The sequence below is a fragment of the Crossiella sp. S99.2 genome, assembly GCF_023094165.1.
Classification (GTDB): Bacteria; Actinomycetota; Actinomycetes; order Mycobacteriales; family Pseudonocardiaceae; genus Crossiella.
In genome coordinates, this window is sequence record NZ_JALMDK010000031.1 from 1 (window position 1) to 22999 (window position 22999).

At 69.4% G+C, this 22999-nt stretch carries 2 protein-coding genes and 2 pseudogenes; 1 reads left to right on the forward strand and 3 read right to left on the reverse strand.

Features of this window, described 5'->3' with window-relative positions:
- From MZC64_RS47205 to MZC64_RS47215, 3 genes and pseudogenes are all read right to left on the reverse strand, one after another.
- Window positions 1-7381: pseudogene (locus MZC64_RS47205) on the reverse strand (SDR family NAD(P)-dependent oxidoreductase); the annotation flags it as partial.
- A 64-nt stretch (window positions 7382-7445) separates the two neighbouring features.
- Window positions 7446-19964 (reverse strand): annotated as a pseudogene (locus tag MZC64_RS47210) (SDR family NAD(P)-dependent oxidoreductase); the annotation flags it as partial.
- Between the two features lie 30 nt (window positions 19965-19994).
- A complete protein-coding gene (locus tag MZC64_RS47215) occupies window positions 19995-22583 on the reverse strand; it encodes a type I polyketide synthase (RefSeq protein ID WP_308301148.1) in 2589 nt (862 codons plus the stop codon).
- A gap of 28 nt (window positions 22584-22611) precedes the next feature.
- On the opposite strand from MZC64_RS47215, the gene MZC64_RS47220 reads away from it, so the two are divergent.
- Entirely contained in the window at window positions 22612-22767 is a 156-nt protein-coding gene (locus MZC64_RS47220; RefSeq protein WP_247797807.1) for a hypothetical protein, read from the forward strand.
- The last annotated feature ends 232 nt before the right edge of the window (window positions 22768-22999 follow it).

The window sequence follows — 22999 nt, forward strand, 5'->3', positions numbered from 1 at the left end:
CGGTGAGTTGTTCTTGGGTGGCAAGGGTTCCGGTGAGGTTGGAGATGATCGGGATCGTGGGTTCTTGGTAGGTGAGGGTGGCGGCGTGTCTGGTGAACTCGGGCAGGATTTGTTCGGTGTGTGCGGAGTGGAAGGCGTGGGCGACGTGCAGCATTCGAGTCTTGATGCCCTTGTCTTCCAACAGCTTTGAGAGCTGGTCGATGTCCTTGGGTGAGCCGGAGGCGACGGTGTGGGTGGGGCTGTTGTAGGCGGCGATGTCGATCTGGTCGAGCAGGTCGGCGGTGCCGTTGATGTTGAGCATTGCGCCGGGTGGGAGGGTGTTCATGAGCCGGGCTCGGGTGGCGACGAGGCTGCAGGCGTCGGGGAGGGTGAGGACTTCGGCGGCGGCTGCCGCGGTGAGTTCGCCGATGGAGTGGCCGATGAGGTAGTCGGGCTGGAGTCCGTAGTGGGTGATCAGTCGGAAGAGGGCCAGTTCCAGGGCGAACAGGGCGGTTTGGGTGTAGAGGGTTTGTTCCAGGAGCTTGCTTTGACGGTCGAACATCACCTCGCGCAATGGGTGGTCCAGGTGTTGGTTGAACTCGGCGCAGATTTCGTCCAGGGCTGCAGCGAAGACGAGGTGCGTTTCGTAGAGCTGGCGGCCCATGCCGGGGTGCTGGCTGCCCTGGCCGGAGAACATGAACACCAACTTGCCCTGGCCGCCGTCCTCGACCTGACTGATCAATGCGGGGTGCGGGCGTCCGGCGGCGAGTTCTTCCAGTGCGGCCGCGAATTCCTTGCTGTCACTGGCGACGACTGCGGCTCGGTGGGGGAACTGGGTGCGGGTGGCCAGGGCGTGGGCCACGTTGGCGGGCCGCAGGTCGGTCAGCTTGGCCAGGTTGGCGGCTTGGGCGCGCAATGCCTTGTCGGACTTGGCGAAGAGGACCCAGGGCACGACGGCATCGCTTGGCGAATCGGCGGGAATTTCGGTGGTGGGCGGCTGTTCGAGGATGAGGTGGGCGTTGGTGCCGCTGATGCCGAAGGAGGAGACGCCTGCCCGGCGTGGGCGATCGGTGTCGGGCCAGGGGATGCTTTCGGTGAGCAGGTGCAGGCTGCCGTGGGACCAGTCGATGTGCGGGGAAGGTTCGTCGACGTGCAGGGTTTTGGGCAGGGTGGCGTGGTTGATGGCGTAGATCATCTTGATGAGTCCGGCGATACCGGCTGCGGCTTGGGCGTGGCCGATGTTGGACTTGAGTGAGCCGAGGTAGAGCGGCCGGTCGTGGTGGTGCCGGCCGTAGGTGTCCAGTAGGGCCTGGGCTTCGATGGGGTCGCCGAGGGTGGTGCCGGTGCCGTGCGCCTCGACCGCGTCGATCTGGTCGGGAGTCAGTCCCGCGTTGGTCAGGGCAGCGTGGATGACTCGTTGCTGGGCGGGGCCGTTCGGGGCGGTGAGGCCGTTGGAGGCGCCGTCCTGGTTGACGGCGGTGCCTCGGATGACGGCCAGGACCCGGCGTCCCAGCTGGAGTGCGGTCGACAGGGGCTGGAGCAGGACCAGGCCCGCGCCTTCGGCGAAGCCGGTGCCGTCGGCGGTGGCGGCGAAGGACTTGCAGCGGCCGCCGGGGGCCAGGCCGCGCTGGCGGCTGAACTCGGTGAGGGTGCCGGGGGAGGCCATCACGGTTACCCCGCCGGCCAGGGCCATCGTGCACTCGCCGGTGCGCAACGCCTGCACGGCCTGGTGGATGGCGACCAGTGAGGAGGAGCAGGCGGTGTCGATGCTGACCGCTGGGCCTTGCAGGCCAAGGGTGTAGGCGATCCGGCCGGAGGCCACGCTCAGGCTGGTGCCGGTGCCGAGGTAGCCCTCCAGGTCCGCGGGCACCTGGGTGAGCCGGGTGGCGTAGTCGCTCTGCATGAGCCCGGTGAACACGCCGGTGCTGGTTTCGCGGAGGGTGGTGGGGTCGATGCCCGCGTGTTCCAGGGTCTCCCAAGCGGTTTCCAGGAGGAGTCGTTGCTGGGGGTCCATGGCGAGGGCTTCGCGGGGGCTGATGCCGAAGAACTCGGCGTCGAAGTCACCGGCCTCGGGCAGGAAACCGGTGTGCCGGGTATAGACCTTGCCCGCTGCTTCCGGGTCGGGGTCGTAGAGGTCCTCGACCGACCAGCCGCGGTCGGCCGGCAGCCCGGAGATCGCATCGGTTTCGTCGAGTACGAGTTGCCACAGTTCGTCCGGCGACGTGACGCCGCCGGGGTAGCGGCAGCCGATGCCCACGATCGCGATGGGTTCGTTCAGCCGCAAGGGTTCCGCCGTGGCTGTGGTGGTGGGGTGTGCGGGGGCGAGCTGGTCGCGCAGGTAGTGGGTCAGGGCGGTGAGGGTGGGGTGGTCGAAGATCGCGGTGGCGGGGAGTCGGTGGCCGGTAGCGGTGGTGAGGTTGTTGCGGAGTTCGACGGCGGTGAGGGAGTCGAAACCGAGTTGCTGGAAGGCGGTTTGTGGGGCGAGCCGGTGTTCGGCGGGATGGCCCAGCACGGTCAGGGCGTGGGTGTGCACGAGCGCCAGGAGGGTTTTCTCCTGCTCGGCAGGGGATTGCCGGGCCAGCTGGGACCGCAGTGCGCCCGCGCTGGTGACCGCGGTGCCGCTGGTGCGGGTGGGAACGAGCGCGACGAGCAGTGGCCGTGGGTTGGTGCTGTTGAGGCGGGCTGGGTTGAGGTGGGCGGGGATGGTGAGTGGGTCCGGGTGAGCCAGGCTGAGGTCGAGCAGGGCAAGGGCGTGCTCGGTGGTCAGCGGGGTGATGCCGGTGTTGACGAGGCGCTGACTGTCCACTGTGGACGTCATGTCGCTGGTGTCGGCCCAGAGGCCCCAGGCGAGGCTGGTGGCAGGCAGGCCGTGGTGGTGGCGGTGGTGGGCGAGGGCGTCGAGGAAGGTGTTGGCGGCGGCGTAGTTGGCCTGTCCGGGGCCGCCCATGATGCCCGCCAGCGAGGAGTACAGGACGAAGGCGGTCAGGTCGTGGTGGCGGGTGTGTTCGTGGAGCAGGTAGGCGCTGCGGGCCTTGGCTGCGAGGACCCGGCTGAGTTGGGCGGGGGTGAGTTCGGTGAGGGTGGCGTCGTCAAGGACGCCTGCGGTGTGGAAGACCGCGGTGAGTGGGATGTTGTCCACCAGCGCGGCTACGGCTGTGGAGTCGGTGAGATCGCAGGCGATGATGTCGACCTGGGCGCCCGCCTCGCGGAGTTCGTCGCGCAACTCGTTGGCACCGGGGGCTTCGGGGCCGCGGCGGGAGACCAGTAGCAGGTGCCGGGTGTTGTGCTGGGCGACCAGGTGGTGGGCCAGTGCGGCGCCGAGGGTGCCGGTGCCGCCGGTGATCAGGACCGTGCCGTGGTCGAGCGCGGCGGGAGTGTCCACAGTGGACTCCGCGCGGGCGAGGCGGGGGGCGAGGATGGTTCCGTTGCGGACCGCGAGCTGGTCCTCGCCATGGCTGAGCGCGGCGGGCAGGGCGGCGAGGGTGTCGGGGTGGTCGTCGATGTCCACGATGGACACTCGGTCGGGGTGTTCGGTTTGGGTGCTGCGGATCAGGCCCCAGGCAGCGGCGGCGGCGAGGTCGGTGACGTCCTCGCCGGGGTGGGTGGCGATCGCGCCTCGGGTCACCACGACCAGTCGCGGGTTGTCGCTGGTGGCGAGCCAGTTCTGGAGGTGGGTGAGCAGGGCGGTGGTCAGCTCGATGGCCTGATCGGCCGGGTTGGCGTTGCCAGGGGTGGTGGTCAGCGGCAGCACGACGGCGCGCGTGCCGAGGTGGTTGGCCAGGGTGGTGTGCAGGTCGGCGTTGGTGGCCAGCACGGTCCAGTCGGCGTTGGTCACCTCGGCGAGGTCCTGGGGGAGCCAGGTGAGCTGGAACAGGCTGTTGCGGTGTGCGCCGGTGAGCTGGCCCGCGGGCAGCGGCCGCAGGGTGAGGTTGCCGATGGTGAGCAGGGTGGTGCCGTCGGTTCCGGCGACCGTCAGGCCCGGTCCAGCCGCGTGCACGCGCAGCGCGGTGGCCTGGGTGGGCTCGGTGGTGTGCAGGTGGATGTCCCGCCAGGCGAACGGAAGCTGCGGGGTGTCCGGTGGGGCGGTCAGGGCCGTGGTGTGCAGGGCGGCGTCGAGCAGGGCCGGGTGGAGGTGGAAGTCGCCAGGGCCGGTGCCCGCGGGCAGGTCGAGGTCGGCGTAGAGCCCGGTTCCGTTGTGCCAGGCGGAGTGCAGGCCCTGGAAGAGCGGGCCGTAGTGGAGGCCCGCGTCGGCGAACTGGTCGTAGAGGCCCTCGGTCGGCAGTGGGGTGGCGGCGGGTGGCCAGGGCATGGTCGCCGGCGGTGCCTGGTCGGCGGTGGACAGCACTGCGCTGGCGTGCAGCACCCAGTCGGACGCACCGCGAGAGTGGATGGTCAGGGCCTGTCCGCCCTCGGCCAGGCGCAGGTGCAGCTGGACCTGGTCGGTCTCGCCGAGGACCAGTGGGGCGTGCAGGGTGAGTTCGTCGATGTGGTTGTGGCCGGCATGCCGGGCGGCGTGCAGCGTCATGTCCACGAACGCCGTGCCGGGCAGCAACGCGGTGTCGTGCACCCGGTGCTCGCCGATCCAGGGGTGGGTGGCCAGCGAGATCCTGCCGGTGAACACCGTGACGCCGTCGCCGTCGGGCAGGTCGATCACCGCGCTGAGCAGTGGGTGCCCGGCGGACTGTTGACCCAGCTGGCTGGGATCGCCGCTTTCGGTGGCGGTCAGCCAATAACGGGAACGCTGGAAGGCGTACGTGGGCAGGGCAACCTGGCGGGCAGCCGACCCGAGCAGGGCTTGCCAGTCCAGGTCGTGGCCGTGCAGGTGCGCCTGGGCGAGTGCGGTGGTGAAGGTGTGCACCTCGGGCTGCTCGCGGCGCAGGGTGGTCAGGGTGTGGGCCTGCGGCTGGTCGGCGAGGGCGTCCTGGAGGGTGGGGATCAGCACCGGGTGCGGGCTGGACTCCAGGAAACCGCGGTAGCCGTCACGCAGCAGGGCGTGCACGGCCTGGTCGAACAGGACCGTGTTGCGCAGGTTGTTGTGCCAGTACTCAGCGGTGAGCGTGCTGGTGTCGATCTTGTCGCCGGTGAGCGTGGAGTAGAAGGGGATGCTCGCCGGCTGCGGGGTGATGGGGGCCAGGGCGGACTGGATGTCGTCGGCGAGCACGTCGACCTGGGCACAGTGCGAGGCGTAGTCCACCTTGATGGCGCGGGCTCGCACGCCTTGTTCGGTGAGTTGGGCGAGGAGGCTGTCGAGGGCTGGGGTGGGGCCGGAGATGATGGTGGTGGCCGGGCCGTTGATCGCGGCGATGGCGAGATCCGGGTGGTTGGTGAGGAGCTGCCGGGTTTCGTCGGCGGGAAGGGCGAGTGCGGCCATGCCGCCGGTACCGGCCAGTCGGATCAGCAGCTGACTGCGCAAGGTCACCACGCGGGCGGCGTCGGACAGGCTCAGCGCACCGCTGATGTGGGCGGCGGCGATTTCCCCTTGGGAGTGGCCGATAACGGCGCGAGGTCGCAAGCCGTGGTGCTCCCAGAGCCTGGCCAGCGAGACCATGATCGCGAACAACGCGGGCTGGACGACGTCGACGCGTTCCAGCGATGCGGCACCGGGGCGTTGCAGCAGGACGTCGAGCAGGGACCAGTCGGTGAACTCGTCGATGGCCTTGGCACAGGCTTCCAGGTGTTCGCGGAAGACGGGGAAGTGGGCGTGGAGTTCGGCGCCCATGCCGGCCCACTGTCCGCCCTGGCCGGGGAAGACGAACACCACGCCGTTCTCGTTGGCTGCCTGGTCGAGTCGGTGGCTCACCAGTGCGGCGTGCGGACGGCCCGCGGCGAGTTCTTCCAGTGCGGCCGCGAATTCCTTGCTGTCGTGGGAGATCACCGCGGCTCGGTGCGGCAGGTGTGCGCGGGTGGTGGCCAGTGCGTGGGCCACGTCGGCGGGCGGCAGGTGGGTCAGGCGGGCGAGGTTTCTGGCCTGGGCGCGCAGGGCCGCGTCGGATTTGGCGGAAAGTACCCAGGGCACAACGACATTGGTCGCGGGTTCGGCCGGGGTTTCGGTGGCTGGGGGCTGTTCGAGGATGAGGTGGGCGTTGGTGCCGCTGAGCCCGAAGGAGGAGACGGCTGCCCGGCGGGGCTGGCCGGTGTCCGGCCAGGGGGTGGCCTCGGTGAGCAGGCTCAGGGTGCCGCTGGACCAGTCGATGTGCGGGGACGGCCGGTCGACGTGCAGGGTTTTGGGCAGGGTGGCGTGGTTGAGGGCGTAGACCATCTTGATCACGCTGCCGACCCCGGCCGCGGCCTGGGTGTGCCCGATGTTCGACTTGAGCGACCCGAGGTACAGCGGCCGCTCCTGGTGGTGCTCGCCGTACGCGGCCAGCAGCGCCTGGGCCTCGATCGGGTCGCCGAGGGTGGTGCCGGTGCCGTGCGCCTCGACCGCGTCGATCTGCTCGGGGCTCAGCCCGGCGTTGGTCAGGGCCGCCTGGATCACCCGTTGCTGCGAGGGGCCGTTCGGGGCGGTGAGGCCGTTGGAGGCGCCGTCCTGGTTGATGGCCGAGCCCCGGATCACGGCCAGCACCCGGCGGCCTTGCTGGAGCGCTGCCGCGAGGGGTTGCAGCACAAGGAGTCCGGCGCCTTCGGCGAAGCTGGTGCCGTCGGCGGCCGCGGCGAAGGACTTGCAACGGCCGTCCGGGGCCAGGCCACGCTGGCGGCTGAACTCGGTCAGCGTGGCCGGGCTCGCCATCACGGTCACCCCACCGGCCAGGGCCATCGCGCATTCCCCGGCCCGGAGCGCCTGCACGGCCTGGTGCAGGGCCACCAGGGAAGAGGAGCACGCGGTGTCGATGCTGACCGCGGGCCCTTGCAGGCCAAGGGTGTAGGCGATCCGGCCGGAGGCCACACTCAGGCTGGTGCCGGTGCCGAGGTAGCCCTCCAGCTCGGGGGAGACCTGGGACATCCGGGTGGCGTAGTCGCTCTGCATGACCCCGGTGAACACGCCGGTCACGCTCTCCCGCAACGAAGTGGGGTCGATGCCGGCGTGCTCCAGGGCCTCCCAGGCGATTTCCAGCAGCAGTCGTTGCTGCGGGTCCATGGCGAGGGCCTCGCGCGGGCTGATGCCGAAGAACTCGGCGTCAAAATCACCGACCTCGGACAGGAAACCGGCCTGCCGGGCGTAGACCTTGCCGGTCTGCTCCGGGTCGGGGTCGTAGAGTTCCCCGACCGGCCAGCCGCGGTCGGCCGGGAAGTCGGACATCGCGTCGGTTTCGCCGAGCACGAGTTCCCACAGCTCGTCCGGAGAGCTGACCCCGCCGGGGTAGCGGCAACTCATCCCCACGATCGCGATCGGCTCATACCTGGTCGCTTCGAGGTCCTGGAGCCGCTGTCGCGTCTTCTGGAGATCGGCGGTGACCCACTTGAGGTAGTCGACCAGCTTTTCTTGGGTTGCCATAGGGGATCCGCTCTCCGTGTCCGAGGTGCTGCTAGGAGTTCCTGAGGTTCTTGTCGATGAAGTCGAGTACTTCCTCCGCGGTCGCGTCCTGCATCGCCTCCACCGCGTCACCGTCCGCTGGCAGCGTGACCTGCCGCCACCGCGCCACCAGAGACTCCAGCCGGGCCGTGATCGCCTCGTGCGCGTTGTCCTCCGGCATGACCGCGAACAGCGCGGCCTCCAGTCGGTCCAGTTCGGACAGCGCGGGCGCGATTGTGTTGGCGCTAATGGACTTCTCCGGGCTGAGCTGCTCGCGCAGGTAGCGGGTCAGCGCGGTGAGGGTGGGGTGGTCGAAGATCGCGGTGGCCGGCAGCCGGTGCCCGGTGGCCGCGGTCAGGCTGTTGCGGAGTTCGACCGCGGTGAGGGAGTCGAAACCCAGTTCCTGGAAGGCGTGTTCGGGGTCGAGCTGGTGTCCGGCGGGATGTCCCAGCACGGTGACGGCGTGGGTGTGCACAAGCGCGAGCAGGGTTCGCTGTTGCTCCGCCGGGGTTTGCCCGGCCAGCTGGGATTGCAGTGCGGCTGTGCTGGTGACCGTTGTGGTGGTGGGCCGGGTCGGGGCCAGTTCGGCCAGTAGCGGTCGTGGGTTGCTGCTGGTGAGCCGGGCCGGATTCAGTTGCGCGGCAATGGTCAGCGGCTCAGGGTGGGCCAGGGTGGAGTCGAGCAGGGCCAGTGCCCGGTCCGTGCTCAGCGGGGTGATGCCGGTGTTGGCGAGTCGCTGCTGGTCCACTGTGGACAGTTGGCCGGTCATGCCGCTGGTTTGTGCCCAGAGGCCCCAGGCGAGGCTGGTGGCGGGCAGGCCGTGGTGGTGGCGGTGGTGAGCCAGGGCGTCGAGGAAGGTGTTGGCCGCGGCGTAGTTGGCCTGTCCGGGGCCGCCCATGATGCCCGCCAGTGACGAATACAGGACGAACGCGGTCAGGTCGTGCCGGCGGGTGTGCTGGTGGAGCAGGAAGGCACTGCGGGCCTTGGCCGCCAGCACGCGATCCAGTTGTGCGGAGCTGAGTTCGGTGAGGGTGGCGTCGTCGAGCACGCCTGCGGTGTGGAAGATCGCGGTGAGCGGATGCTCGGCGGAGATGTTGTCCACCAAGGCAGCTACGGCCGCGGTGTCGGTGAGGTCGCAGCTGACGATCTCGACGTGTGCTCCGGCTTCGGTGAGTTCGGCGCGCAACTCGTTGGCACCTGGGGCTTTGAGGCCGCGGCGGGAGGCCAGGAGCAGGTGCCGGGCGTTGTGCTGGGTGAGCAAGTGGCGGGCCAGGGCGGCGCCCAGGGTGCCGGTGCCGCCGGTGATCAGGACCGTGCCCTGGGGGTCCAGGGGCTGCGGGATGGTGAGGGCGAGTTTGCCGGTGTGCCGGGCCTGGCTGAGGTGGCGCAGTGCGCGCGGTGCGTGGTGCACGGGGTAGGGCGTGGTGGGCAGTGGGTGCAGGGCGCCGCGGGCGAACAGGTCGGTGAGTTCGCGCAGCATCTGCTGGATACGGGCCGGTCCGGCGTCGATGAGGTCGAAGGCCCGGTAGTGGATGCCGGGGTCGAGGTCTTCCGGCTCGCGGATGTTGGTCTTGCCCATTTCCAGGAAGCGTCCGCCTGGTGCGAGCAGGCGAAGGGACGCGTCGGTGTACTCGCGGGCGAGCGCGCTGAGCACGATGTCCGCGCCGCGTCCGCCGGTGGCGGCCAGGATCTCGGGCTCGAAGTCCAGGGTGCGGGAGTTGGCGATCCGGTCCTGCGGGACGCCCAGAGCGCGCAGCGTGGCCCACTTGCCGGGGCTGGCGGTGGCGTGCACGTCGAGGTTGAAGTGGCGGGCGAGTTGCAGGGCGGCCTGGCCGACGCCGCCGGTGGCTGAGTGGATGAGGATGGCCTCGCCGGGTTGTGCTTGGGCGAGGTCGTGCAGGGCGTAGTAGGCGGTGAGGAACGCGATCGGCGTGGTGGCCGCGCGGAGGAAGGTCCAGCCGGCCGGGATGGTGGTGATCAGCTGCTGGTCGGTGATGGCGATGGGGGCGACGGCGTTGCCGAACAAACCCATCACGCGGTCGCCGGGCTTGAGGGTGGTGACGTCGGCCGCGGTGTCGAGGACGACGCCCGCCGCCTCACCGCCGAGGGAGGTGGCGCCGGGGTACATGCCCAGTGCCATCAGGACATCCCGGAAGTTCAGGCCGGTGGCGTGCACGGCCACCCGGACCTGACCGGGTGACAAGGGGTCGATGCTGTCGGGGGTGAGGGCGAAGTTGTCCAGGGTGCCGGGCTGGGTGACGTCCAGGTGCCAGGACCTGGCGTCCACCGGCGGGGTCAGCACGTCGGTGCTGGGGTGGGTGACGCGGGCGGTGAACAGGCTGCCTGCCCGCAGCGCGAGCTGGTCCTCGCCGTCAGCCAGCGCGGTGCTGAGGGACTGGTGCAGGGTGGCGAGGGTGTCCGGGTGATCGTCGAGGTCGGCGATGAGGATCCGTTGCGGGTGCTCGGTTTGCGCGCTGCGCAGCAGGCCCCAGGCAGCGGCGGCGGCGAGGTCGGTGACGTTGTCGCCGGTGTGGGTGGCGATGGCGCCCTGGGTCAGCACGATCAGCGGCGGGGTGTCGCTGGTGGCGAGCCAGTTCTGGAGGTGGGTGAGCAGGGCGGTGGTCAGCTCGATGGCCTGGTCGGCGGGGTTGTCGTGCTCGGGGTTGCCGGTCAGTGGGAGCACGACCGCGCGGGCGGCGCCGGGGTCAGTGGTGGTGTTGAGGTGACCGGCGAGGGTGGTGTGCAGGCCCGTGTGGTCGGTGTCGGGGTTGGTCAGTACGACCCAGTCAGCGTGTCTCGGTTCGTCGAGCAGGGCGTGCGTGTGCCAGGTGAACTCGAAGAGGGCGTTGCGGTGTGGGTTGGTGAGCTGGCCGGCGGGCAGGGGGCGGAGGGTGAGGTTGCCGATGGTGAGCAGGGCGGCGCCGTCGGCTCCGGCGACCGTCAGGCTCAGGCTGTGGCCATCGTCCTTTGTGGACAGTGGCGAGTTGTGGACGCGCAGGGTGGTGGCGCGGGTGGGTTCGGTGGTGTGCAGGTGGATGTCGGTCCAGGCGAACGGCAGGCAGGGTGTGCTGAGCGGGGTGGACAGCGCGGTGCTGTGTAAGGCCGCGTCGAGCAGCGCCGGATGGAGGTGGAAGGTGTCCGGCTCGGTGTTGGGTGGGAGGGTGATGTCGGCGTAGAGGCCGGTTCCGTTCTGCCAGGCGGTGTGCAGGCCCTGGAAGAGGGGGCCGTAGTTGAGGCCGGTGTCGGCGAGTTGGGGGTAGAGGTCGGCGGTGGGCAGTGGGGTGGCGGTGGGTGGCCAGGGTGTTGCGGGTGGCGGTGGCTGGTGAGTGGTGGAGAGCAGTCCGGAGCTGTGCAGGACCCAGCCGTCGGTGCCCGGAGTCTGGGGGCGGGAGTGGATGGTCAGGGCGTGCCCGCCGTCGGTGTCGGGTGCCGCCACGTGGACGTGTAGCTGGACGGTGTCTGTTGTGCCCAGGACCAGTGGGGCGTGCAGGGTCAGCTCGGTGATGTGGTTGCAGCCGAGGTGGCGAGCCGCGTGCATCGCCAGGTCCAGGAAGGCGGTACCTGGGAGCAGGACGCTGTCCTGGATGCGGTGGTCGCTGATCCAGGGGTGGGTGGGCAGTCCGATCCGGCCGGTGAACACCGTGCCGTTGGCGGGGAGGTCGACGACCGCGCTGAGGATTGGGTGTTCGGCGGATTGCAGGCCGAGCTGGGTGGGATCGCCGGTTTCCGTGCTGGTCAGCCAGTAGTGCGAACGCTGGAACGGGTAGGTGGGCAGCTCGACCTGCTGCGGCTGGTGGGGTTCGAGGAGGGCGTTCCAGTTGAGGGGGTGGCCGTGGAGGTGGACCTGGGCCAGCGCGGTGGCGAGGGTGGTGGGTTCCGGGTGGCGGCGGTCCAAGGTTGAGGTGATCAGGGCGGTGGTGTTGTGGTTTGCGAGGGTGGTCAGGGTGGTGTCGGGACCCAGTTCGAGGTAGGTCGTGGCGCCGAGGGTTTCGAGGGTGGTGATGCCGGGTCCGAAGTGGACTGGTTGGCGGATGAGTTCGGCCCAGTAGCCGGGGTCGGTGAGTTGTTCTTGGGTGGCAAGGGTTCCGGTGAGGTTGGAGATGATCGGGATCGTGGGTTCTTGGTAGGTGAGGCTGGCTGCGTGCTTGGTGAACTCCGGCAGGATGCTTTCGGTGTGGGCTGAGTGGAAGGCGTGTGCGACGTGCAGCCTTCGGGTCTTGATTCCCTGTGCTTGCAGGTGTTCTGCGAGTTGGTCGATGTGTTCGATTGATCCGGAGGCGACGGTGTGGGTTGGGCTGTTGTAGGCGGCGATGTCGATGTGGTCTGGTAGTTCGGTTGTGCCGTTGATGTTGAGCATTGCGCCGGGTGGCAGGGTGTTCATCAGGCGGGCTCGGGTGGCGACGAGGCTGCATGCGTCGGGGAGGGTGAGGACGTCGGCGGCGCAGGCGGCGGTGAGTTCGCCGATGGAGTGGCCGATGAGGTAGTCGGGCTGGAGTCCGTAGTGGGTGATCAGTCTGAAGAGGGCCAGTTCCAGGGCGAATAGCGCGGTTTGGGTGTAGCGGGTTTGTTCCAGGAGCGCGGTGTGTTGGCCGAACATCACCTCGCGCAGAGGGTGGTCCAGGTGTGGGTCGAGTTCGGCGCAGATTTCGTCCAGGGCTTGGGCGAAGACGGGGTGTGCCTCGTAGAGCTGGCTGCCCATGCCTGGGTGTTGGCTGCCTTGGCCGGAGAACATGAACACCAGCCCGCGGGCGGTGCCGTCGTGCCGGTTACTCACGAGCGTTGGGTGTGATCGGCCTGCGGCGAGTTCTTCCAGTGCGGCCGCGAACTCCTTGCTGTCGCTGGCGATTACCGCGGCTCGGTGGGAGAACTGGGTGCGGGTGGACAAGGCGTGGGCCACGTCGACGGGGTGCAGGTCGGTCAGCTTGGCCAGGTTGGCGGCTTGGGTGCGTAGGGCTGCGTCGGTCTTGGCGGAAAGTACCCAGGGCACAACGACATCGGCCGCGGGTTCGGTCGGGACGTCGGTGGTGGGGGGTTGTTCGAGGATGAGGTGGGCGTTGGTGCCGCTGATGCCGAAGGAGGAGACACCTGCGCGGCGTGGCCTACCGGTTTGTGGCCAGGGGGTGGTCTCGGTGAGCAGGTTCAGGGTGCCGCTGGACCAGTCGATGTGTGGGGAGGGCTCGTCGACGTGCAGGGTTTTGGGCAGGGTGGCGTGGTTCAGGGCGTAGATCATCTTGATCACACCGGCGATGCCCGCGGCGGCTTGGGTGTGGCCGATGTTGGACTTGAGTGAGCCGAGGTAGAGCGGCCGGTCGTGGTGGTGTTCGCCGTAGGTGGCCAGCAATGCCTGTGCCTCGATCGGGTCGCCCAGGGTGGTGCCGGTGCCGTGGGCCTCGACCGCGTCGACCTCGTCGGGGGTCAGACCTGCGTTGGCGAGGGCAGAGTGGATCACCTGCTGCTGGGCGGGGCCGTTGGGGGCGGTGAGGCCGTTGGAGGCGCCGTCCTGGTTGATGGCCGAGCCTCGGATGATGGCCAGGACTCGGCGGCCTTGCTGGAGGGCCGCGGAGAGGGGTTGCAGGACCACGAGTCCGGCGCCTTCGGCGAAGCTGGTGCCGTCGGCCCCAGCGGCGAAGGATTTGCAGCGCCCGTCTGGGGCCAGGCCGCGCTGGCGGCTGAACTCGGTCAGCACTGCCGGGGTGACCATGACGGTCACGCCACCTGCTAGGGCCATCGTGCATTCGCCGCTGCGCAACGCCTGCATTGCCTGGTGCATGGCCACTAGTGAGGAGGAGCAGGCGGTGTCGATGCTGACCGCGGGCCCTTGCAGCCCAAGGGTGTAGGCGATCCGGCCGGAGGCGACGCTGAGGCCGCTGCCGGTGCCGAGGTAGCCCTCCAGGTCCGGGGACACCCGGGACAGGCGGCTGGCGTAGTCGTCCTGCATGATGCCGGTGAACACGCCGGTGCTGGTTTCGCGGAGTGTGGTGGGGTCGATGCCCGCGTGTTCCAAGGCTTCCCAAGCGATTTCCAGCAGGAGTCGTTGCTGGGGGTCCATGGCGAGGGCTTCGCGGGGGCTGATGCCGAAGAACTCGGCGTCGAACTCGCCGGCCTCGTGCACGAATCCAGCCTGGCGGCTGTAGCTGGTGCCCGGGTGGTCTGGGTCGGGGTGGTAGAGGTCGGCGTGCCAGCCGCGGTCCTCGGGGAAGTCGCCGATGGCGTCGGCGCCGTTGGCCACCAGCTGCCAGAGGTCTTCGCCGTTGGCGACGCCGTGTGGGAAACGGCAGCCGATGCCGACGATCGCGATGGGCTCGTTGATCTGCACCGCGGTGGGCGCCACGGCGACGGGCTGGCTGGGGAGGAGCTGGTCGCGCAGGAAGTGGGCCAGCGCGGTGAGGGTGGGGTGGTCGAAGATCGCCGTGGTGGGCAGGCGGTGGCCGGTGGCGGCGGTGAGGTTGTTGCGGAGTTCGACTGCGGTGAGGGAGTCGAAACCGAGTTGCTGGAAGGCGGTTTGTGGGTCGAGGCGGTGGGTTGCCGGGTGGCCCAGCACGGTCAGCGCGTGGGCGTGGATGAGGGCGAGCAGGGTTTGTTCTTGCTCGGCCGGGGTTTGCTGGGCGAGTTGGGTTTGCAACGTGGTCGAGCTGGTGGCCGGCCGGGTGCGGGTGGGGGCGAGGTTGGTCAGCAGGGCGCGTGGGTTGCTGCCCGTGAGCCGGGCCGGGTTGAGGTGCGCGGGGACGGTGAGCGGGTCCGGGTGGCTGAGGCTGCTGTCGAGCAGGGTGAGGGCGTGCTCGGTGGTCAGCGGGGTGATGCCGGTGTTGGTGAGGCGCTGGTGGTCCATTATGGACAGTTGGCCGGTCATGCCGCTGGCTTCGGCCCAGAGGCCCCAGGCGAGGCTGGTGGCAACTCGGCCCTCGCGGTGGCGCTGGTGGGCCAGGGCGTCGCAGAAGGTGTTGGCGGCGGCGTAGTTGGCCTGCCCGGGGCCGCCGAGGATGCCGGCCAGCGAGGAATACAGCACGAACGCGCTCAGGTCGTGGTGGCGGGTGTGGTGGTGCAGCAGGTAGGCGCTGCGGGCCTTGGACGTCACCACACCGGCCAGTTGGGCGGGGGTGAGTGAGGTGACGGTGGCGTCGTCGAGCACGCCCGCGGTGTGGAAGATCGCGGTGAGCGGGTGTTCGGTGGAGATGTTGTCCAGCAACGCGGCCACGGCCCGGGAGTTGGTGAGGTCGCAGCTGGTGATGTCGACGTGGGCACCGGCTTTGGTGAGTTCGTCGTGTAGTTCTTGGGCGCCTGGGGCACTGATGCCTCGGCGGGAGACCAGGAGCAGGTGCCGGGTGTTGTACTGGGCGACCAGGTGGCGGGCCAGCGCTGCGCCGAGTACGCCGGTGCCGCCGGTGATCAGGGTGGTGCCGTGGGGATTGAGCGGCTGGGGGTAGGTGAGGGCGAGCTTGCCGGTGTGCCGGGCCTGGCTGAGGTGGCGCAGGGCCTGCGGCGCGCGGTGCACGGGGTAGGGCGTGACGGGCAGCGGCTTCAGGACGCCGGCGGCGCAGAGGTCGGTGAGATCGGTGAGCATCTGGTGGATGCGGGTGGGACCGGCGTTGATGAGGTCGAAGGCCCGGTAGGTGACGTCGAGGGTTTCCGGATCGCGGATGTCGGTCTTGCCCATTTCCAGGAAGCGTCCGCCGGGCGCGAGCAGGCGCAGTGAGGCGTCGGTGTACTCGTGGGCGAGCGCGTTGAGCACGATGTCCACCCCGCGACCGCCGGTGGCCGTCCGGACCTGCTCCTCGAAGTCGAGGGTGCGCGAGTTGAAGATCCGGTCCGCGGGGACGCCGAGGGCGCGCAAGGCCGGCCACTTGCCTGGGCTGGCGGTGGCGTAGACGTCGAGGTGGAAATGGCGGGCGAGCTGGAGCGCGGCCTGGCCGACGCCTCCGGTGGCGGCGTGGATGAGGATGGTCTCGCCGGGTTGCGCCTGGGCGAGTTCGTGCAGGCCGTAGTAGGCGGTGAGGAAGGCGACCGGGGTGGTGGCTGCCTGGAGGTAGGTCCAGCCGGCCGGGATGGGCGCGGCGAGATGCTGGTCGGTGCAGGCCGTGCGCGCGACGGCCTGCGGGAACAGCCCCAGGACGCGGTCGCCGGGCTGGTGCGTGGTGACATCGGGTGCCGTGTCGAGCACGATTCCGGCCGCTTCCCCGCCCAGGGAGATGTCACCCGGGTACATGCCCAGCGCCATCAGCACATCCCGGAAGTTCAAGCCGGTGGCGTGTACCGCGATGCGGATCTGCCCGGGTGGCAGGGGCTCGGTGGTGTCGGGGGTGAGGGTGAAGTTGTCCAGGGTGCCGGGCTGGGTGACGTCCAGGTGCCAGGACTCGGCGTCCGCGGGCGGGATCAGCACGTCCTCGGCACCCGCGCTGGTGCTGGTTTTGGTGGTGCGGGTCAGGCGTGGGGTGTGCAGGGTGCCGCCGCGCAGGGCGAGCTGGTCTTCGCCGTGGTTGAGGGCGGTGGTCAGTGTGGCGGCCAGGGCGGTGCGGGTGTCGGGGTGGTCGTCGATGTCCAGAATGGACACTCGGCCGGGGTGTTCGGTTTGGGTGCTGCGGATGAGGCCCCAGGCAGCGGCTGCGGGGAGATCGGTGATGGTGTCGCCGGTGTGGATGGCGATCGCGCCGCGGGTCACCACGACCAGGTGCGGGTTTTCGCTGGTGGTGAGCCAGTTCTGGAGGTGGGTGAGCAGGGCGGTGGTGAGTTCGACGGCTTGGTCGGCGGGGTTGTCGTCGCTCGGGGCGCCGGTCAGCGCGAGGACGGCTGCGCGGGCTTTGCCGGTGGTGGAGTTGAGGTGCTTGGTCAGGGTGGTGTGCAGGTTCGCGTGGTCGGTGTTGGCGTCCAGCACGGTCCAGCTGGCCTCGGTCACCTCGTCGAGGTCCTGGGTGGGCCAGGTGAGGTGGAACAGGCTGTTGCGGTGGGTGGTGAGCTGGCCGGTGGGGAGGGGGCGGAGGGTGAGGTTGCCGATGGTCAGCAGGGCTGCGCCGTCGGTTCCGGTGATGGTCAGGCTGAGGCTAGTGTCCTTTGTGGACAGTGTGGTGTTGTGGACGCGCAGGGCCGTTGCCTGGGTGGGATCGGTGGTGTGCAGGTGGATGTCGTGCCAGGCGAACGGCAGTTGCGGGGCGGTTGCCGGGGTGGTCAGCGCCGTTGTGTGCAGGGCGGCGTCGAGCAGGGCGGGGTGGAGGTGGAAGGTGTCCGGGTCGGCGGGCAGGGTGACCTCGCCGTAGGTGGTGGTTCCGTTGTGCCAGGCGGTGTGCAGGCCCTGGAAGCGGGGGCCGTAATTGAGGCCGGTGTCGGCGAGCTGGTCGTAGAGGTCGTCGGTGGGCAACGGCATTGCGGCGGGCGGCCAGGGCGTGGCGGGTGGTGGTGGCTGGTGGGTGGTGGACAGCACGGCGGTGGCGTGCAGGGTCCAGCCCTGGGGCGACTCGCCGTCGTGGGCCGGTCGGGAGTGGATGGTGAGGGTGTGCTCGTCCGCCGGGTCGGGCGCGGCCAGGTGTGCGTGCAGCTGGACCGTGTCCGTCTCGCCGAGGATGAGTGGGGCGTGCAGGGTGAGTTCGTTGATGTGGTTGCACTCGGTGCGGCGGGCGGCGTACATCGCCAGGTCCAGGAACGCGGTACCCGGCAGGAGGACGCTGTCCTGGACGCGGTGGTCGGCGATCCAGGGGTGGGTGGCCAGGGAGATCCGGCCGGTGAACACCGTGCCGCTGCCGGGCAGATCGATCACCGCGCTGAGCAGGGGGTGTTCGGCGGGCTGCTGGCCGAGTTGGGTGGGGTCACCGCTTTCGGTGCTGGTGAGCCAGTAGGGCGACCGTTGGAAGGCGTAGGTGGGCAGGGAAACCCGGCGGGGGTTCGTTGCGCCGAGGACGGTCTGCCAGTCGAGGTCATGGCCGTGCAGGTGGGCCTGGGCGAGTGCGGTGGTGAAGGTGTGGACCTCGGGCTGGTCGCGGCGCAGGGTGGTCAGGGTGTGCGTGTGCGGGTGCTCGGTGAGGGTGTCCTGGAGGGTGGGGATCAGGACCGGGTGCGGGCTGGATTCGAGGAAACTGCGGTAGCCGTCCCGTAAGAGGGCGTGCACTGCCTGGTCGAACCGGACGGTGTTGCGCAGGTTGTTGTGCCAGTAGGTCGCGGTGAGCGTGGTGGTGTCGATCAGGTCGCCGGTGAGGGTGGAGTAGAAGGGGATGCTGGACTCTTGCGGGGCAATGGGGGCCAGGGCGGTGTGGATATCCTCGGCGAGGACGTCGACTTCGGCGCAGTGGGAGGCGTAGTCCACCTTGATGGCGCGGGCCCGGACGCCTTGTTCGGTGAGGTGAGCGAGCAGGCGGTCCAGTGCCTGGGTGGGGCCGGAGATGATGGTGGTGGCCGGGCCGTTGATCGCGGCGATGGACAGACCCGGGTACTCGGCGAGCAGGTCGCGTGCTTGTTCGACCGGCAGGGGAAGGGCGGCCATGCCGCCGGTTCCGGCAAGGCGGATCAGCAACTGGCTGCGGAGTGCCACCACCCGGGCGGCGTCGGTGAGCGACAGGGTGCCGCTGATGTGGGCCGCGGCGATTTCGCCCTGGGAGTGGCCGATGACGGCTTGCGGCGTGACGCCGTGGTGTTCCCAGAGTCGGGCGAGGGAGACCATGATCGCGAACAGGGCGGGCTGAACGACGTCGACGCGGTCCAGTGACGCGGCGCCGGGCTGTTGCAGGATGACGTCGAGTAGGGACCAGTCGGTGAACTGGTCGATGGCCTTGGCGCAGGCTTCGAGGTGTTTGCGGAAGACGGGGGAGTGGGCGTGCAACTCGGCGCCCATGCCTAACCACTGACCGCCCTGGCCGGGGAAGACGAACACCACTCCGCCCGTTGAGCTGGTCGCGGTATTGAGCTGGTGGGTCAGGAGTGCGGGGTGTGGGCGACCGGCGGCGAGGTCTTCGAGTGCTGCCGCGAATTCCTTGCTGTCACTGGAGATCACCGCTGCCCGATGTGGGAAGTGGGTGCGGGTGGTGGCCAGGGCGTGGGCTACGTCGGTGGGGTGCTGGTCGGTGAGGTGGGCCAGGTTTCTGGCTTGGGCACGCAGGGCCTGGTCGGTCTTGGCGGAAAGTACCCAGGGGACAACGACATCGGCCGCAGGTTCGGCCGGGGTGTCGGTGGCTGGGGGTTGTTCGAGGATGAGGTGGGCGTTGGTGCCGCTGATGCCGAAGGACGACACACCCGCCCGGCGAGGGTGATCGGTGTCCGGCCAGGGGGTGGCTTCGGTGAGCAAACGCAGGGTGCCGCTGGACCAGTCGATGTGTGGGGAAGGCTCGTCGACATGCAGGGTTTTGGGGAGGGTGGCGTGGTTCAGGGCGTAGATCATTTTGATTACGCTGGCGATGCCCGCGGCGGCCTGGGTGTGGCCGATGTTGGACTTGATCGAGCCGAGGTGGAGCGGATTGCCGTTGCGGTGCCTGCCATAGGTGTCCAGCAGGGCCTGGGCTTCGATGGGGTCGCCGAGGGTGGTGCCGGTGCCGTGGGCTTCTACTGCGTCGACCTGGTCCGGGGTGAGGCGGGCGTTGGCGAGGGCAGCCTGGATGACGCGTTGCTGGGCGGGGCCGTTGGGGGCGGTGAGGCCGTTGGAGGCGCCGTCCTGGTTGACGGCAGAGCCGCGGATGACGGCCAGGATCTGGCGGCCCTCACTCAGTGCGGCCGAGAGGGGTTGCAGCACAACGAGTCCAGCGCCTTCGGCGAAGCTGGTGCCGTCGGCGGAGGCGGCGAAGGACTTGCAGCGGCCGTCCGGGGCCAGGCCGCGCTGGCGGCTGAACTCGGTGAGGGTGGCCGGGCTGGTCATGATGGTCACGCCACCGGCCAGGGCCATCGTGCACTCGCCCGCACGGAGGGCGTGCACGGCCTGGTGGATGGCGACCAGTGAGGAGGAGCAGGCGGTGTCGATGCTGACTGCTGGGCCTTGCAGGCCAAGGGTGTAGGCGATCCGGCCCGAGGCCACGCTCGATGTGGTGCCGATGCCGAGGTAGCCCTCCAGATCCTGGGGAACCCGGGACATGCTGGTGGCGTAGTCGTTCTGCATGATGCCGGTGAACACGCCGACCGGACTTTCCCGCAGGCTGGTGGGGTCGATGCCCGCCTGTTCCAGGGCTTCCCAGGCGATTTCCAGCAGGAGTCGCTGTTGCGGGTCCATGGCGAGAGCCTCGCGCGGGCTGATGCCGAAGAACTCCGCGTCGAACTCGTTGGCCTCATGCAGGAATCCGGCCTCGCGGACGTACATCTTCCCGGACCGGTCCGGATCGGGGTCGTAGAGGTCTTCGATCGGCCAGCCGCGGTTGACCGGAAGTCCGGAGATGGCATCGGTTTCCGTGCGGACGAGCTGCCACAGTTCGTCCGGGGAGGTGACGCCACCCGGGTAGCGGCAGCTCATCCCCACGATCGCGATGGGCTCCCTGGGGCCGTCCACCAGTCGCTGGTTGAGCTTGCGCAGCCGCTCGTTCTCCAGCAGGGACGTGCGCAGTGCCGCAACGACCTGCTCGTCGGCGTTCCCCATCTCAGTTCTCTCCGTATCAGCCGATGGTCAGGACTTGTTGCCGGACAGTGCTATGCGGACCAGATCGTCCAGGCTGGCGTTGTGCAGCACGCTCTCCTGCTCAAGATCACTTGAGTTGGTGGCGGGTTCCGTGGGGGCGTTGTGCCCGTTGGTGTTGGGGAAGAGCTGGTCGCGCAGGTGGCGGGCCAGGGCGGTGAGGGTGGGGTGGTCGAAGATCGCGGTGGCGGGCAGGCGATGGCCGGTGGCGGTGGTGAGGTTGTTGCGGAGTTCGACCGCGGTGAGCGAGTCGAAGCCCAGTTCCTGGAAGGCGCTCTCGGGGTCGAGGTGGTGGCCGGCGGGGTGGACCAGGACGGTGAGCGCGTGGGTGTGGACGAGGGTGAGTAGGGTTTGCTGTTGCTCTGCCGGGGTTTGCTGGGCGAGCTGGGTCTGCAACTTGGCCGCGGTGGTGACGGTGGGCCGGGTGCGGGCAGGGGTGAGGTCGGCCAGCAGCGGGCGTGGGTAGCTCGTGGTGAGGCGGGCCGGGTTGAGCTGCGCCGCGATGACGAGTGGGCTGGCGTGGGTGAGGCTGGTGTCGAGCAGGGCCAGCGCCTGATCGGTTTCGAGCGGAGTGATGCCGGTGTTGGCTAGCCGCTTTTGGTCCACTGTGGACAGTTGTCCGGTCATGCCGCTGGTTTCTGCCCAGAGGCCCCAGGCGAGGCTGGTGGCTGGCAGTCCTTGGTTGTGGCGGTGGTGGGCGAGGGCGTCGAGGAAGGTGTTCGCCGCGGCGTAGTTGGCTTGTCCTGGGCCGCCGAGGATTCCGGCCAGTGAGGAGTACAGGACGAACTCGGTCAGGTTGTGGTGGCGGGTGGCTTCGTAGAGGAGGTAGGCGCTGCGGGCTTTGGCTGCCAGCACTCGATCCAGTTGGGCGGCGGTGAGTTCGGCGACGGTGGCGTCGTCGAGGACCCCGGCGGTGTGGAAGACCGCGGTGAGTGGGTGCTCGGCGGGAATGTCCTCCAGTAGCGCGGCTACGGACTGGGCGTTGGTGAGGTCGCAGCTGACGATGTCGACCTGGGCGCCGGTGTTGGTGAGTTCGTCGTGCAGCTCCTGCGCGCCGGGGGCTTCGGGGCCCCGGCGGGAGGCCAGCAGCAGGCGTTCGGCGTGGTGGTCCGTGATCAGGTGGCGGGCGAGGGCGGTGCCGAGGGTGCCGGTGCCGCCGGTGATCAGGATGGTGCCGCGGTTGAGTTCTGTGTCCTTTGTGGACTGGTCTGTGGTGCGAGTGAGGCGTGGGATGAGGAGATCGCCGTGGCGGATGGCGATCTGGTCTTCGCCGTGGGCGAGGGCGGTGGTCAGTGCGGTGGGCAGGGTGGTGAGGGTGTCGGGGTCCTCGTCGAGGTCGGCGATGAGGATGCGGCCGGGGTGTTCGGTTTGGGTGGAGCGGATGAGGCCCCAGGCAGCGGTAGCGGCGAGGTCGGTGATGTTGTCGCCGGGGTGGGTGGCCACGGCTCCGCGGGTCAGTACGACCAGCTGCGGGCTGTCGTCGTCGGCGAGCCACTGTTGCAGGTGGGCGAGCAGAGCAGTGGTGAGTTCGATGGCCTGGTCGGCGGGGCTGTTGTTGCCCGGGTTGCCGGTTACCGGGAGAACGGCCGCGCGGGCCGGGCCGGTGGTGGTGCTGAGGTGGGTGGCCAGGGTGGTGTGCAGGTCGGCGTGGTCGGTGCCGGTGGCCAGTACCGACCAGTCGGACTTGTCCGTTTCGTCGAGCGGGTGCGGGCGCCAGGCGAGGTGGAACAGGCTGTTGCGGTGTGGGTTGGTGAGCTGGCCGGCGGGCAGGGGGCGGAGGGTGAGGCTGCCGATGGTGAGCAGGGCCTCGCCATTGGCTCCGGCGATGGTCAGGCTCTGGGCGTTGTCCAGGGGAGTGCTGTGGACGCGTAATGCCGTGGCGCGGGTGGGTTCGGTGGTGTGCAGGTGGATGTCAGTCCAGGCGAACGGCAGCCGCGGGGTGCTGAGCGGGGTGGCCAGGGCGAGGGTGTGCAGGGCCGCGTCGAGTAGCGCGGGGTGGAGGTGGAAGGTGTCCGGGTCGGCGGGCAGGGCGATGTCGGCTTGCACGCCGGTGTGGTTCTGCCAGGCGGTGTGCAGACCCTGGAAGACGGGGCCGTAGTTGAGGCCGGTGTCGGCGAGCTGGTCGTAGAGGTCGTCGGTGGGCAGTGGGGTGGCGGCCGGGGGCCAGGGGATTGCGGGTGGGGGTGGCTGGTGGGTGGTGGAGAGCAGGGCGGTGGCGTGCAGGGTCCACTCGTGGTCCGGCTCTTGGCGGGAGTGGATGGTGAGCGGGTGGCCGCCGTCGTCGTCGGGTGCGGCCAGGTGTACTTGCAGCTGGACCGAGGCTGTTTCGCCGAGAGCCAGTGGGGCGTGCAGGGTGAGTTCGTTGATGTGGTTGAGGTCTGCGTGGCGGGCGGCGTAGATCGCCAGGTCGAGGAAGGCGGTGCCGGGGAGCAGGGCGGTGTCGTGGACTCGGTGGTCGCTGATCCAGGGGTGGGTGGGCAGTCCGATCCGGCCGGTGAACACCGTGCCGTTGGCGGGGAGGTCGACGACCGCGCTGAGGATCGGGTGTTCGGCGGACTGCTGGCCGAGTTGGGCTGGGATCGCCGGTTTCCGTGCTGGTCAGCCAGTAGTGCGAACGCTGGAACGGGTAGGTGGGCAGCTCGACCTGCTGCGGCTGGTGGGGTTCGAGGAGGGCGTTCCAGTTGAGGGGGTGGCCGTGGAGGTGGACCTGGGCCAGCGCGGTGGCGAGGGTGGTGGGTTCCGGGTGGCGGCGGTCCAAGGTTGAGGTGATCAGGGCGGTGGTGTTGTGGTTTGCGAGGGTGGTCAGGGTGGTGTCGGGACCCAGTTCGAGGTAGGTCGTGGCGCCGAGGGTTTCGAGGGTGGTGATGCCGGGTCCGAAGTGGACTGGTTGGCGGATGAGTTCGGCCCAGTAGCCGGGGTCGGTGAGTTGTTCTTGGGTGGCAAGGGTTCCGGTGAGGTTGGAGATGATCGGGATCGTGGGTTCTTGGTAGGTGAGG